Source organism: Virgibacillus salinus, assembly GCF_900102415.1.
Lineage (GTDB): Bacteria > Bacillota > Bacilli > Bacillales > Amphibacillaceae > Lentibacillus > Lentibacillus subterraneus.
In genome coordinates this window covers 258,496-272,974 of sequence record NZ_FNKD01000001.1, presented here as the reverse complement: position 1 = coordinate 272,974, position 14,479 = coordinate 258,496, and the positions used below count along the sequence as shown (strand labels likewise).

The following is a 14,479-nucleotide window of genomic DNA, read 5'->3' as shown; positions in this document are numbered from 1 at the left end:
TCCCTTTCTCAAAGCAAAAAATAAGATTAAGCAATTTAGAAAGGAGAACTATCATGGACAGTAATCGGGCACAGGAAATTATTGATTCACTTGCAATGATAAACGTAAAATACCATGGAATACCGGTCTATATACAAGGAATAAACGAAGATAGCGAAACAGCAACTGTCTTCCCGCTTGATGAAATGGATCATGAACAACAAGTTGATTTAGATGGCTTATTTGAAGAAGGTCCATAAGAAAGGAGTTAGTTAACAATGAACAGACAACGAGCCGAAGAAATAGCCCAATCAGCAAATATGAAAAACGTTACCTATAACGGAAAACAAGTCTACATTCAGCATGTTAGTGATCAGAATGAAACAGCTAGAGTTTTTGCTTTGGATGACTCGGAAAATGAATTTGATGCCCAGCTTGCACAACTCAACGAAAAGTCAGGAGGATAAATAAATGGATGACACACATAATTTTGTGAAAAAGTTTAACGAAACTTAGAAAACTTGGCTTATCGCCAAGCCTTAATGTAGATAAGCCTTAGTTGCACTTATGCAGTAAGAAAGTATTTATACTTTCTTAACTGCCAAGAAAAAGGATAGACACAACAAGAAACAACAAGGCCGAGGCGATCCTGCCGATAAACTGCCTAACAAACGGAACTAGACATTAAAAGTCCTCCATTTGCTTTAATTTCCCATATATATTTATTAAATAAAAGCACAAATTAATAAAGACAATGAGCAAAGGAGGCTTATAACATGAAATTTAATAAACTTTTCGTAGTATTAATAAGTATACTCTTCTTATTACTGGCTGCATGTAACACTACCAATAATAATGAAGATGCTTCAAATAACGATCCGAGTGAAGAAGATGCTATCTCTTTTACCAAGACAGATGATTCCAGTGGAGACCTTCAGACAGACCAAATAGAAAATCAGCAGAACCAGGGTAATTTCAATATCGACATGTTTGGTTTAGGAGAAGATGATAAAAATTGGAACCAGCGTGAACAGAGTCGACAAGGATTAGATCGACAGGATCAAGGGCAACTTAGACGAGATCAGCAACAGCGAAATCAAGGACAAGAAGGACAAACGCAACAAGAGCAAGACCAGCAGACAGAAGATGAGGCAAACCAAACACAGCCACAACAAGGGCAAAATGAGTTTACGTCAAATGTCATCAAGTTAACAAATCAGGAAAGAAGTAATCAAGGGCTCTCCCCGTTAAAGGCACACAAAAAACTAAGCAACGTAGCCAGAAATAAAGCTCGGGACATGCAATCTAATGGTTATTTTTCACACAACAGTCCAACATATGGATCCCCTTTCGATATGATGAAGAATGCAGGTGTTTCTTATCAATCAGCTGGTGAAAACATCGCTCGTGGGCAGCAGTCACCTCAACAGGTTGTCGATGCCTGGATGAACAGTCAAGGGCACCGTGAAAATATATTGAATGAAAGCTTCACACATATTGGAGTAGGTCATACGGAAAGTGGCGATTACTGGTCACAGATGTTCATCCAAAAATAACGATAACATTTTAACGAGGATCTAAGAAGTCAATTCTTCTCTGATCCTCATTTCTTTAGCCCTTCTTAAGCATGGATTTTGACAGTATTATGTGAGTGCTGTATGTTAAAATAAATTCCGATAAATTTTATAGGAATAATACTTTATTTAGAAAACTTGGCATTCGCCATGCTTTTTGGTGAATACCATAGTTGCACTTATGCAGTAAGAAAGTAGTTATACTTTCTTAACTGCCAAAAGAAACCTGCTTTAAAGGAGGGCATATTATGAATACAATATGGAAAGGCTATATCAATGCTTCACTTATCCTAAAAATTACTGTCGCACTTATTCTTGGCGTTATTGTCGGTTTATTATTTGGCAAGGAAGCAGCTGTCTTAGCTCCTTTTGGAGATTTACTAATTCGATTACTTAAATTCGTTATCGTACCACTCATTTTATTTACGTTAATCGTCGGAGTAAATCAAACCAGGCTGGCTAATCTAGGGCGTATGGGTGGAAAGGTATTTCTGTATTACCTGTTAACATCCGCATTGGCAATTACTGTTGGAATATCTGTTGCAAGTATTCTCGATCCCGGGACTGGGATGACACTAGATACAAATGAAGAATTTGAGGTTCCTGATAACCCGGGTGTCACAAGTGTCATCCTAAATATTGTTCCTGAGAATATTATAACAGCGTTTAGTAACCTAAATCTGCTCGGTATTATTTTCACTGCAATCGCGTTTGGAATTGCTATATCTGCTTTAAGGTCATCCAAAGAGCATGCAGAACTTGGGGAAAGTGTGTATAAAGTAGTTAACGGGCTGAATGAAGCTACATTGAATATTATGAAGGTCATTATTCAATACGTCCCAATCGGGATCTTCGCTATAGTTGCAGAGATCGTTGGTAACCAAGGTTTAAATACACTATTAGAGTTAGGTAACATGATTGTTGTCCTCTATATTGCGTTAATTGTTCAGATTGTTTTTTATATAATCTTTATGATTTTATCAAAAGTAAACCTAAAAGAATTCTTCACACAGGCACGTACACCTATGATTACCGCCTTTGTGACGCAAAGCAGTTCAGGTACATTACCATTAACGCTTGATGCTGCGAAGAACCTGAAGCTATCCAAGAGCCTATATGGATTTAGCTTGCCATTAGGAGCCACTATTAACATGGATGGGGCTGCAATACGCATAGCTGTATCTGCAGCATTTGCCGCCAATATTATTGGTGATCCACTGAGTATTGCTGACATGCTTCAAGTTGTATTAATCGGAACATTAGCATCCGTTGGTACAGCAGGTGTACCAGGTGCTGGAATTATTATGATTGCTACCGTGTTTGCACAGTTAGGACTGCCAATGGAAGCAGTGGGATTACTGACTGCAATAGACGTTCTTGTTGGCATGGGCGCTACAGCACTAAATGTCACCGGTGACTTAGTCGGTACATCTGTTATTAATAAAACGGAAGCCGAACGTAGTAATGAGGAATCAACCACGAATTAAATAGAAGCAATTTAGGACGTGGCTGGGACAAAAGTATTTAGTCAAAGTAAAATCCGAACTATGATTCAAAATTCTTGAAATAGAATTTGAATCAGTTCGGGTTTTTGTTGTTGAAAAGAATTAAACTGCACATACTTTTAAAAAAGTTTGAGTGCTATTATACCACTCCGGAAATACACTTCGCGCACCTAGGGCGGCTGATGAGCCTCCTTGCTCCTACGTCGCTGCGTAGTCTATCTAGGCACAAGCTCCCACAGGAGTCTACGTGTATTTCCTCCGCTGGATTGTACTCACTTTATCCTAACAATTAGCAAATATTTCAGATACGTGCAGTTCTTTTTAATTCCAGCTATGGACCTTCACAGTGACATCTTAATCAGTGGAGGCGGAATACATAGACTCCTATGGGAACAGCACGTTCCGAAGACTCCGGAAGAAGCATTCTGAGCGTCACGAGGAGGCTGAAGTCGTGCCCATGGAAAGCGAAGTATTCTGCCGAAACGAGTCAAAGCACTCTACCCTCTTTAGAACTGGAAAAAAGGCTAAAATTATTTCCACAGTATGTCGCAGTTTATTTCAATTACGTATTAGATTCAACCATTGATAATGAACGTTCTACATAACCTATCCTGTTATTATTCGTCTTTAAAGTAGAGATTTTAGTTATGTCCCACCCTCGTTTTTATGCATAACCCTAAAATTGTTGCGAAAACAGTCGATATAAGAAGAGTCGAACTTTTTTAAATAGGAGATGATAGCGTGACCAAGGATACGGAAAAAAAGTCAATGGGCTGGTTGAAAGGTGTTTTATCTAATCAAAATCAGCCGGAACAGGCAAGTCTTGAAGAGCACCCCTCTTCTGAAGTAACGGAAAAACAGCAGCCAAACAATCATGAGGAACCTGAGCAAACAGACACACCTGAGAACAAACATTTATTCTTAAAGGATAACCAGGATAAGATAGCTTCAGATTTAATTGTTTCTTTAGAAAACATGCTAAAGGACAGGGAACTGATACTTTACAAAAATAATGGGCTAAAGGATCAATTACATACAGCGAATGAAACCATTAATCGTTACAAGCATGACGAAGTTAAAAAAGATCAGCTTATACAAGATAAAAATAAGGAAATTCGCGAGCTAGAAGGTAACCTTACGAATAAACAAATGAGTTATGATCAGCTTCTTGAGGACTACAAAGAATACCAAAGTACTTCTAACACCGAATATGAGAAAATCTCCAATGATCTTGAAACAGAAAGCAATAAATACAACAAGCTAAATGAGGAATCTACGAATGCTCAATACCAGAGCATGTTAAAGATTAAAGAACTGGAAGAAAAAGTTAGAAATCTAGAAATAGAAAACAAAAAATACAATGAACAATACGAAAAAATTACCGATGAAAAAGCTGAATTAATGCAGACCATTAACGACTTTACCGAGCGGATGTCCTTTTCTTTCTCTCCAAAGACTACCGCCGCCAATACTTCACCAGAATCAGCTGATTCATCAGACTAACCAATCGGGTTGCAAACTTCTACTAATAAAAAAAGGAGGCAGCCATGTCAGTCTACCATGGAAAACTAATCGAACTAATAGACATTGAAACCAACGCAGAACAATCATTTTTACGGGTGAAATTATCATTCGAACAGGATACTGAGCTCATTTGGAAAGTTACTAATAATACAGCTGAGAGTTTAAAGGAAATAACCACCTCTGACCAACATTATAAACACAGATTATCCTTTTATAGCTCCTGGGACCCCATCAGAAAGTGTTACGTTAGTTTTTTAACGAGAACATATCGAGATCAAAGTGATAAGGTTTATTTTGCCTGCTCAGAAGAATATGTGAAAGCATTACATGAGATTAAACTTATCCAAAAAACAGAGGACATTGAAAACATAGCCTGTCTATCTTTTAATCAGTTGGAAAGCGTTGAGCTAGAACAAGCACCAAAACAAGATGTATCCAAACCAAAAAAATACAAGCACAAAATGACATGGGCAGCTGTTGCTTTAGTTGGAATCATATCTACTATTCTATTCGGTTATTCAAGTCAAGCTTTAAAAAATCTGTCTGATGAGAAACCAACCGCTAATGCAGAAACGACCAACAGCGAATTGAATACAAAACAAGATATAAAACGCAAACATCCAATCACTAGTTCAACAGAGGTTACCCCTTCTGAACAGTCAAAGTCCAGTATTCCCTCTGTAGAGCTTATTGATGCTCTAACATACAGCATCCCAGAAGGTAGCGTAGCACTTACATTTGATGATGGTCCTTCAAAATTTTCCAAGGAAATTGTTGATATATTAGATGACTTTCAGGTTGGTGGGACATTCTTTTTTATTGGACAAAATGTTAAAAAACATCCAATTTATGTGAAGTACGTGAACTCAGAAGGCTTTTCTATTGGTACGCATTCAACGAATCACGTACATGTATCAAGCCTCTCTTATGAACAACAGGAAAATGAATTAATTCAAACAATACAATTAATTGAAGACATAACGAATGAAGAGGTTGATCTATTTAGACCACCATATGGTGATATGAACCAACTAACAATAGATTTAATTAATGAGCATCAAGGAAAAATGGTGCTTTGGAATAACGATCCGAAAGATTGGAAAAGCAATGACCCAAAAGATATAGTCAGCTCTGTCCAGGGCACAAAAACATCCGGATCAATTATCTTGCTTCACGAATCAGAAGCTGTAATAGAGGCATTACCACAGATAATTAAGTATTTACAAAGCAAAGGCTTGCAAATTGTCAATTTAACTTAGCAAGGAAGTATTTAAGGAGTGATAATAAACATTGAAGCGGAAAATGAAAACACTGACCTTTACCATTCTATCAAATGACGCTAATAAGGTTGTCACTCGGTTTCAGCTACCAAGAAAAATTGTATATATCGTATCGTTTATAGCTATTATCCCAATAATACTTTCATTTTATTTTTTCAACGAAACGAACCAGAAACAACAGATGAATAATCATCTAGCTGCTGATTTAACTATTCAAACGAACAAAGTTGATGGATTACAGACAAAAGTTGATAGTATGGAGCAAAAAACGGCTAAAGTACAAGCTAAAATGAAGGAATTAAAACTGTTGGAATCCCAGATGAGAGAATCTATGACAGAACTACCTGTTAGTTTAGGGCCTAGTGGCGGAATTGATATACAAATACCGGAAAATGAAATGAAACAAAGCGAGTTCGTTAAGCACTATAAAAAAACAATTGACGAAATGGAACAAACAAACAAGGAGCTTAAACATACCCCAACCATCTGGCCGTCAAGCTCACATAGTATTTCATCAGAGTTTGGACCGCGTAGTGATCCATTTAATAGATCATCTTCCCTACATACCGGAATTGATATTAGAGGAAGTACTGGTACTCCTGTTTATGCAGGTGCTGATGGAACTGTAACTTTGGCTAAATACTATGGCGGATATGGAAATACGATTAAAGTTCGACATTCAGATAAGTTCGTAACCCTTTACAGCCATCTTTCAGAAATTAAGGTGAAACAAGGTGACAACTTGAAAAAAGGAGATAACATCGGATCTATAGGCAGTACCGGGAGAAGTACAGGCCCCCATCTCCATTACGAAATTTTGGAAAATGGAAAACCAGTTGACCCTTATCCTTATATGACTATATTTAATAAATAAGTAACAACTTCGAGAAAGGAGACTGTATATGAAAAAAGAAAAACAGCAAAAGATTGTTGATACAATTATTGGGCAAGGGACAGTAATTGAAGGAAAGATCAAACACCCATCAAGCCTGCGTATTGATGGAAAAATTTATGGTGAAGTTGATTGTGCCGGTGATGTTTTTATTGGGAAAGATGGCTATGTTGAACCAACCATCAAAGGAAAGAACATTATCATAGCCGGTGAAGTAAATGGAGATTTATACACTTCTGAAAAAGTACATGTCCAGCCAAGTGGTAAATTATCAGGCAGTGCAACAACAAAAGGTATTATTATTGATGATGGTGGTACGTTTAACGGTGAAAGCACGATTAAAAATAATGACAACAAGGCTTCTGAAAAGAAGAAAAAGAAACAAGACGAAGAAGCTAGTTAACGATTTGAAAAACTTGGCATTCGTTGAAGGATGCTTAGCAAGCATGGATGAGGATCTACATATTGCTAACCTTGCTGGATCCTCGTTCCGTTATTCCTTACAATTCCATCGTTTGGAGCATGATTTAGGATCCTCGTTCAGTTATTTACGTTATTTAACCTCAAATATCATTGATTTTGTGCATTTAGCGGAATGAGGATCCGTATTACTAATCTGAATTTCGCGTTGCCGATAATTCATCTCTCACCTTAACGACATTCTAATGTAAATTATTTTTCAATCATACTAACTTTCGACAGATTAATCGATAGAAATGAATTATAATATAGACAAGTTTATAAAAGGGAGTGTTTTATTTGAAGAAAATAGTTAAGTTACTCGTATTCATTTTAGTTGCAAGTTTGCTTTTCTCAACTCCTGCAGTTGCCAAAAATGGTAATGCGAAAGAGTCCCTTGTATCGCTTGGTGATTCAATTCCATACGGTTATAATTTAAACCAACATAACAAGACAACATCTAAAGATGCTTTTCCATACTTAATGGGAGATTATGGTGATCTGCAGGTTCGTAACCTTGGCATTCCAGGCTGGACAACTCCTGAACTACTAACTTCATTGAAAACAGATCAAAAGTACCGGCAAGCGGTAAGACATGCAGACTATGTTACATTAACAATTGGAAACAATGACCTGCTCCAAGCACTGCAGGCTGCTCAAAGAGAAAGTGGTGGTGATCAGGGTTCTTTTATGGCCATATTACAGCAAAAAGTTGAAGAAAGTAATGTGTTTGCAAATATTGGAGCTATTATAGAAGAAGCTCGTTCACTAACTGACGCGCCAATCGTAATTTACAATGTATATAATCCTTTTCAGCTAGATAATCCATTGCATGCTATCAGCTCTCAAATTTTACCGAGTATAAATAAAAATTTCACAGATTTAGCATCTCTATATAATGTTATGTACGGCAATATTCTGTTAGCTGATTCTTATGCAGCATTTGGCCAAAATCAAGATACCTATGTGATTCCTGATGACATTCATCCTACTATCGAAGGTCAAATTAAGCTTGCAGAAATCGGGTTAAATGTGCTGGGTCTAAACGAATAAAGCAATCTCAGGAAGGACACTTATATCCTTCCTGTTTTTTTGACCAAAAAATCTATTTTACTTACTCATTCCCAATTTTGCCCATAGGTGCATATACTGACTCTGTTAGAAAACTTGCTTTATGCCAATCCTTAATGGCAAAAAGCTAAGTTCCACTAACGCAGTTTCTTAACTGCTAAAAAATGAGGAGGTATATAAATTGTACAGATATCCATATCAAACACCACAATTTGTACCAGTAGATTATTATGGTCAACCTTATATTGATTTTAGGCAACAGCCACAGGAAGTTATGCAGATACTTCGTTCACAGCATAATAACTTATATTCCCAGCTAGAACAAGCTGGAATGAATCGAGGTATAACGGATTATATTTTTTCGCTTGCTGTAGGTTATACACTCAATCAGGCAAACACAAATCAGTCAGCGAGCCAAATATATACTCAATTTCAAAATCAAATCCCGTGGCTATATCAGTTTTTCAGACGATTTAATGTATCGCAGAATCTGGCTGACCGTATACTGACTAGAGTTATTGAAATAACGTTAAATCAGATCGGAAACGGTCAAGGGCAGCCTGGCCAAGGCTGGAGCAGCTGGGAAAACTTAGGAGGCACATTAACTTCTGCTCCCACTGTAGCTTCCTGGCAACCAAATCGGCTTGACGTTTTTGCAAGAGGTACCGGAGACAGACTATACCATAAATGGTGGAACGGAAACCGGTGGAGTGATTGGGAAAACCTTGGCGGCACATTAACATCCCCACCTGCAGCAGTATCTTGGGGTCCTAACCGGATTGATGTATTTGCTAGAGGAACTGACCAGAGCCTGTACCACATATGGTGGAATGGAAATCAGTGGAGCAACTGGGAAAACCTTGGCGGCACGTTAACAAGCGCCCCTACAGTCTCCTCACGCCGTTCAAATCAGCTTGATGTCTTTGTACGAGGAACCAACCAAAGGCTCTATAAAAAGACATGGAATGGCTCAAGGTGGCAAGACTGGGAAGATCTAGGTGGCTCTTTAGCATCAGCACCGGCAGCAGTATCTTGGGGACCAAATCGTATTGATGTATTTGCCAGAGGGCAAAACCAAGACTTAATTCACAAATGGTGGAATGGAAGCAATTGGAGTAACTGGGAAAGCCTTGGTGGTACATTAACTAGTCATCCAACTGTCTCTTCACGTCGGCCCAACCGACTTGATGTCTTTGTACGTGGAACCAATCAAAGGCTTTATAAACGATCATGGAATGGTTCTCGCTGGGAAAATTGGGTAGATCTTGATGGCACTTTAACGTCAGCACCGGCAGCAGTATCTTGGGGACCAAATCGTACTGATGTATTTGCTAGAGGGCGTAATCAAAACCTGATTCATATATATCAAGGGCGTTAGAAAAAATCTTATCCTCACTTTTTACGTGAGGATATGATTATCTTTTACATTCGTATATTTTTTTGTTATATAACTTGAAGACATAATAGCCAGGAGTGCTCCATAATTGGGAGAAAATTTTACCTGATCACCTACTTGCAAATTGACGTCCTTCGCATCAAGAATCGTATGATCGCTGCTTGACCCGAGAATTTCAATATCTAACTCAGGTGTTAATCCTGTTACAAGAACATCCTGGGATCCAAAAGCAACAATGGCCCTGCGAATCAGTCCACGATCACGAAACTTAGGCTGATTTCCAAATGCATCCTGTCCGGTTTCTCCGTCCGGTACAGATGGCTTTATTTTCGATTCAATCACTTCTGAAATGAACGTAAAAGCATCGGTAAATAAACCAGGAATTGCCTTTCGATCAAGTGTTTCACGTCCCAGATAAATGGACTCACCTAGTCTTAAGTTATTGATTTTCCCGATATTTTCAGTAGCCGTAAACCAATTGTAATTAGCCGAATTACCCCCTGAAACATATGAAAGTGGAAGTGAGAATTTTAATTCAATAAGGCCAGCTAGTTTCGATAGGTCTGCCATCTTTTTTTCACTTGGTTTGACCCCTCCAAAGCAGGCGAAGTTTGCACCGATACCAACGATTTTAACTCCTGAAAGTTTTAGGATCTCTTGAACAAAACCCTCAAGGTCTGCAGGCATAATTCCTTCTCTTAAATCTCCCATTTCAACCATCAAGATAATTTCATGTACTGTATTGTATTTTTCAGCTATCGTACTTAGCCCTCTGATAACAGCTAACTCCGTATTCATACTAATATCAGCACTTTTAACAACTGCATCAAGCTCACTGAGAGCAGGTGATCGTAACAGAACAAATTGTGCGTTCACGCCAGCATCACGCATCTTCTTGATATTTTCTATCTTAGAATCTGCGAGTATGTGAATTCCATTACTTACAAAGATTTTGGCGATATTCGGATCACCGCAAACGGTTTTTGTAACCCCCATGATTTCGATCCCTTTTGATCCATAAAACTGAACCAGTTTCTCTGCATTATGGGCAATTTTTCCAATGTTAATTTCAACCCTAGATGTAGCAGGTGCAGCAGTAGCAATCAATTTACGAGTACTTTATTCTTTTTCCTTGCTAACTCCGGATAAGTAGAAAATAATGTATCAATTAACTTGTCACAGCCATGCTTAAGTACATCCGTCGCAGGAAGCTTCAGATCCTTTTCATACCTGGTTACAGCCTCAGAAATTTCTGTATCGGACATATTTTCATGGTTAATAGTTATCCCAATTACCTTTGACTTTGAAAAGTTTTCTATGAGTTCAATTTCACTTTGTATTGTTGGCATTTTCATATAGGTAAAGTCACCAAGATATTTTCTTTTCGGTGGATGCTGAACAATAATCGAACTTGGTCTTGATCCCCTAATGATCGAACATGAACTAATATATGCAGGATGGCTTAATGCCCCCTGGCCCTCAACAATAATTATATCTGGATTCTCATTATCATAAGCTCTCATAATTTGATTTTCAATCTCACCTGTCATAAATTGTGAAGGAATAGCATCTATTGCCACGCCGTATTTCGCACCTTGAATTAAACCAGTTTGCCCAGTTGCAACAAAAGCCACATTTAGACCCTTTTTTATTAATGCTTCTTCAAGGATTACCGATGTTGTTCGTTTACCAACTGCACTGTCTGTACCAAGCACAGCTAGGATTGGGGTTTTTATATCTAATATTCTTCCTGAAAATAGGTGCATATCCTTTTTTTCAGGTGGCTTTCTCACATCATTGATATTTACCCCATACTTTATTGAATGCTTCACAAATTCTTCATCGTTTGTAAAAAATTCATGAAGGGTGTTTACAATACTCATCCCTTTTTTCATTGCCTCCAACACAATTGCTCGTTCATTACGTTTCAGAAAAGCTTCAGATGGAGCTATCCCATAAATAAACTGATCAGGTACTTTAGACAATTGCGCAAGAGCTTGCTCAAGACTTGCGAATACAGGGATGTTGTTTGGTTTCCCTTCTAAGTAATCACCAGCGTCTACACCAGCCTTTGTACTGTCGATTACTCCAACAACCTGATATTTATCCGATCTGCGGACAAGTCCATTTGCAGTTTTTCCATCCATTGTACCGAACATGCTTTCACAATAAACAATTGCTGTTTCTTTCATAAAATTCCACTCCTATAAATATTTTTTCTTAAATAGGCTTTCGTATAAATTGGGAATTTTTACCATATAAGGACAAATAAAATCCCTTCCATTTAGTAAAGATCGACATACGATGAGCCAAGATACTAATCATGCAAGGATATTTTTCGAGGGTATTAAGTTTTTTACTCTACACTTATAAGTATAGCATAGTTTTAGAAATAATATGCCTTTTCAAAAAATACTTGTTTACTGTGCAAACTTTAGAAAACTGAGCATTCGCTAAACCTTAATTCAAGTGCTTTAATTGTATTTATACTTTCTCAACTACTAAAAAGGCAACACTCCCCCGCTTTCTTTAAAGCTGGATGCGTTGCCTTTTAAAATTTGTACGTCAATTTTCTCTAAATCACACCAAGGTCTTCTGGTGCTCCACTTACTAAGATTCTGTCACCATGTTCTAATGTAGTATTCCGATGAAGGATGACTACTTTTTCATATTTATAAATGTGCAAGTTGAGTGACTCTCCCAGAAATGGCAGATTAGTAAAAGGTGTCTGATCATAAAATGGATGATTGACGTAAATTTCTCAATAGTTTTGTTATGTAAGTCGAACAATACCTGGATTATCAATAAGACCAAGTAAAGAAATTGCTTATTTTATACTCAGGTATAATTTATTAATTATATGCTCGCTGTTAAGCTATTAAAAAGTATAAGGGGGAATTAACTCCAATGAAAAAGTTTATAACCGTTTTATGTCTATTCTTCGCTCTCAGTATATTTCTAGTGGCGTGTGGATCCGGTGAAGAAAAATCAAATTCAGAGGCAGATACGCAAGAAGATGTAAACGTTAGTACCACTGATGAAACAGATGAAGCAGAAAATAAACAGGATGAAGACGCAGCTCAGGAAGAAGATCAATCAGCATTACCAGAGGGGGTTCCAGCAGATCTTCCATTTCCAGCTGAAGCCGATTTACAGGTTCAGTCCTATGATACGGCTGGACACAAACAATATGTGGTAGGTTTCTCGTTCTCAGAAGAAATTGATGAGGTCTATAAAAAGTTTAAGGAGTATGCAGATAGTAATGGATACAATATCATCACAGAAGATAATGAAAACTACGGCTTTGAATCGATGAAAGAATCTGATGCAGGTCCAACAACCCTTGGCGTAACCTTTTCAGATATGGGGTCAGTTAAAACGGGAACTGTGAGTTTTGCAATTCCATTAGAGTAGACATAGGGATCCTGCCTACAGCGAAACTCTGAAAAGTATTTGATGGTTTGCCAATAAGGTCACTTCAACGGAATGAAGATCCACTTCGACTGTTTGGCGGATCCTCATTCCGTTATTTACTCGAAAACCCTTGTTTCAGGCTTGGGTTCGGATTCTCGTTCCGTTATTGCTTGCAAACACTCATTTTAAGCTTGGGTGCAGAGGTTCAACCCATAACCGCGAAAACCTTTCATGATTTAAATGCTAAGTAAATATGATAGATTAGCCCACCAAACCCAATTATCCATGCAGCCAAAGCAACAAAAACCATAAATTGAGGTATCACTAACAGAAATGGGACACCTAAAGCTGCTGACAGCTGAAACGTGCTAGTGGTATACATGGAAAGAGGGAAGACCATCCCCCAGAATTGCGGGTCATACTTGAATGGGTAGTGATTGTATATATGACGCCATATCATCAGAATAAATAGTAACGGAATCCACCATGTTCCCGTTATCCAGAAGAATAATGTAAATCCTTTTAAGAATGGAGTGATTTCATCAAGCAAACTCCAATAGTCAGAATGCAATATTAAGGTAGATCCAGCCAAAGTAGTAATGGCAACTGCTCCCATGTTAATCCAGTAAGGAGGAGTAAGAGCCGCAAATTTAAAATTTACAAAGGTAAATCTGTAAAAAATGAGCGTGATAATATTCAGATATAGCATACAGCCTAGAAAATACATACATAACGTAAAAAATAAAATGATTTCATGGCCACTTTCTACATGAGGGGATAAAAGAGTTCCTAAGATAGAAACGGATTGTGTAGCAACTGCTGCAATTAACCAAGCACCATTAATGCCTTCTGCTATTGTAGGTTTATCCCTCCGTACTGTGACCGCTGTAAAAAACGTATACATAATAACTACCCACAGAATAATTGCAAGTATCCACAAATAAACCGGTAATATGTAATTTTCACCAACAATTATTAACTGACTTCCAAACACACTTGTTCCAGCAACTAACGTAAAAAAACCAGGTCCGAGCGTGTGGCTTGTCAAATCTTCTATTACGTCAGGAAAATAGCCAACAAGACGGATAATTGTCAGCAACCACAAGGTAAGATATGCAACAGTATTAATATACAACAATATAGTGGATATAAACTCCATCCCCAGCAAAAATGAACCAATTGATAATGCCCCAGTAGCCATAACCAATGCGAAATAGCCCGGAAAGAGATCCCTTGCCTGCTGCTTTAAAAAATTAATCATTGCTAATCCACCCCCTGAAATCAGGACATTATTGTACATCTAGTTCCTATCTTATCATTTTCTCATTATTTATAACCTCGAATTTATAAAGTAATAAAGAGAAACCTTCTAAATCCGATATTAA

Annotated in this window: 16 protein-coding genes; 13 read left to right on the top strand and 3 right to left on the bottom strand. The window is 37.7% G+C overall.

The genetic code is table 11. From position 1 onward, the window contains the following. The first annotated feature begins 53 nt into the window (after positions 1-53). The 12 genes from BLS02_RS01430 (at position 54) to BLS02_RS01385 (ending at position 9,662) form a co-directional block, all read left to right on the top strand. On the top strand, positions 54-239 hold the full coding sequence (locus BLS02_RS01430; RefSeq protein WP_092491179.1) for an H-type small acid-soluble spore protein: 186 nt from the start codon (positions 54-56) through the stop codon (positions 237-239). Between the two features lie 18 nt (positions 240-257). Next, a complete protein-coding gene (locus BLS02_RS01425; RefSeq protein WP_092491178.1) occupies positions 258-446 on the top strand; it encodes an H-type small acid-soluble spore protein in 189 nt (62 codons plus the stop codon). Between the two features lie 115 nt (positions 447-561). Then, positions 562-660 carry a DUF4023 family protein gene (locus BLS02_RS18680; RefSeq protein WP_139180775.1) on the top strand — a complete coding sequence of 33 codons (99 nt, stop codon included), beginning with the start codon at positions 562-564 and terminating at the stop codon, positions 658-660. 95 nt (positions 661-755) lie between these two features. After that, on the top strand, positions 756-1,535 hold the full coding sequence (locus BLS02_RS01420) for a CAP domain-containing protein (RefSeq protein ID WP_092491177.1): 780 nt from the start codon (positions 756-758) through the stop codon (positions 1,533-1,535). 266 nt (positions 1,536-1,801) lie between these two features. Continuing rightward, complete coding sequence (locus tag BLS02_RS01415) at positions 1,802-3,040, top strand: dicarboxylate/amino acid:cation symporter (protein ID WP_092491176.1); 1,239 nt, start codon at positions 1,802-1,804, stop codon at positions 3,038-3,040. A 759-nt stretch (positions 3,041-3,799) separates the two neighbouring features. Further along, a complete protein-coding gene (locus BLS02_RS01410) occupies positions 3,800-4,561 on the top strand; it encodes an AAA family ATPase (protein WP_092491175.1) in 762 nt (253 codons plus the stop codon). 44 nt (positions 4,562-4,605) lie between these two features. Continuing rightward, a complete protein-coding gene (locus tag BLS02_RS01405) occupies positions 4,606-5,841 on the top strand; it encodes a polysaccharide deacetylase family protein (protein WP_092491174.1) in 1,236 nt (411 codons plus the stop codon). Between the two features lie 31 nt (positions 5,842-5,872). After that, positions 5,873-6,736 carry a M23 family metallopeptidase gene (locus tag BLS02_RS01400; RefSeq protein ID WP_092491173.1) on the top strand — a complete coding sequence of 288 codons (864 nt, stop codon included), beginning with the start codon at positions 5,873-5,875 and terminating at the stop codon, positions 6,734-6,736. Positions 6,737-6,764: 28 nt separating this feature from the next. Further along, entirely contained in the window at positions 6,765-7,157 is a 393-nt protein-coding gene (locus BLS02_RS01395) for a bactofilin family protein (protein ID WP_092491172.1), read from the top strand. A gap of 43 nt (positions 7,158-7,200) precedes the next feature. Next, positions 7,201-7,353, top strand: coding sequence for a hypothetical protein (locus BLS02_RS18860; RefSeq protein ID WP_175559417.1), 153 nt, complete (start codon positions 7,201-7,203; stop codon positions 7,351-7,353). Between the two features lie 160 nt (positions 7,354-7,513). Next, entirely contained in the window at positions 7,514-8,266 is a 753-nt protein-coding gene (locus BLS02_RS01390; protein ID WP_092491171.1) for an SGNH/GDSL hydrolase family protein, read from the top strand. Between the two features lie 199 nt (positions 8,267-8,465). Then, positions 8,466-9,662: a PLL family lectin gene (locus BLS02_RS01385; RefSeq protein ID WP_245735960.1), complete on the top strand. Its 1,197-nt coding sequence runs from the start codon at positions 8,466-8,468 to the stop codon at positions 9,660-9,662. Between the two features lie 21 nt (positions 9,663-9,683). Here BLS02_RS01385 and BLS02_RS01380 read toward each other — a convergent pair whose 3' ends face one another. Together BLS02_RS01380 and BLS02_RS01375 are read right to left on the bottom strand one after the other, a co-directional pair. Next, positions 9,684-10,787 (bottom strand): alanine/ornithine racemase family PLP-dependent enzyme, encoded by a 1,104-nt coding sequence (locus tag BLS02_RS01380; RefSeq protein WP_254788703.1) that lies wholly within the window; start codon positions 10,785-10,787, stop codon positions 9,684-9,686. After that, positions 10,784-11,872 (bottom strand): N-acetyltransferase DgcN family protein, encoded by a 1,089-nt coding sequence (locus tag BLS02_RS01375; protein WP_092491170.1) that lies wholly within the window; start codon positions 11,870-11,872, stop codon positions 10,784-10,786. The genes BLS02_RS01380 and BLS02_RS01375 overlap by 4 nt, the downstream gene beginning before the upstream one ends. Before the next feature lie 715 nt (positions 11,873-12,587). Between BLS02_RS01375 and BLS02_RS01370 the strand changes: the two genes are divergently transcribed. Further along, positions 12,588-13,094 (top strand): hypothetical protein, encoded by a 507-nt coding sequence (locus BLS02_RS01370; protein WP_092491169.1) that lies wholly within the window; start codon positions 12,588-12,590, stop codon positions 13,092-13,094. Positions 13,095-13,323: 229 nt separating this feature from the next. On the opposite strand, the gene BLS02_RS01365 is transcribed toward BLS02_RS01370, so the two are convergent. Next, positions 13,324-14,355 carry a tellurite resistance/C4-dicarboxylate transporter family protein gene (locus BLS02_RS01365; RefSeq protein ID WP_254788702.1) on the bottom strand — a complete coding sequence of 344 codons (1,032 nt, stop codon included), beginning with the start codon at positions 14,353-14,355 and terminating at the stop codon, positions 13,324-13,326. Positions 14,356-14,479: the final 124 nt, after the last annotated feature.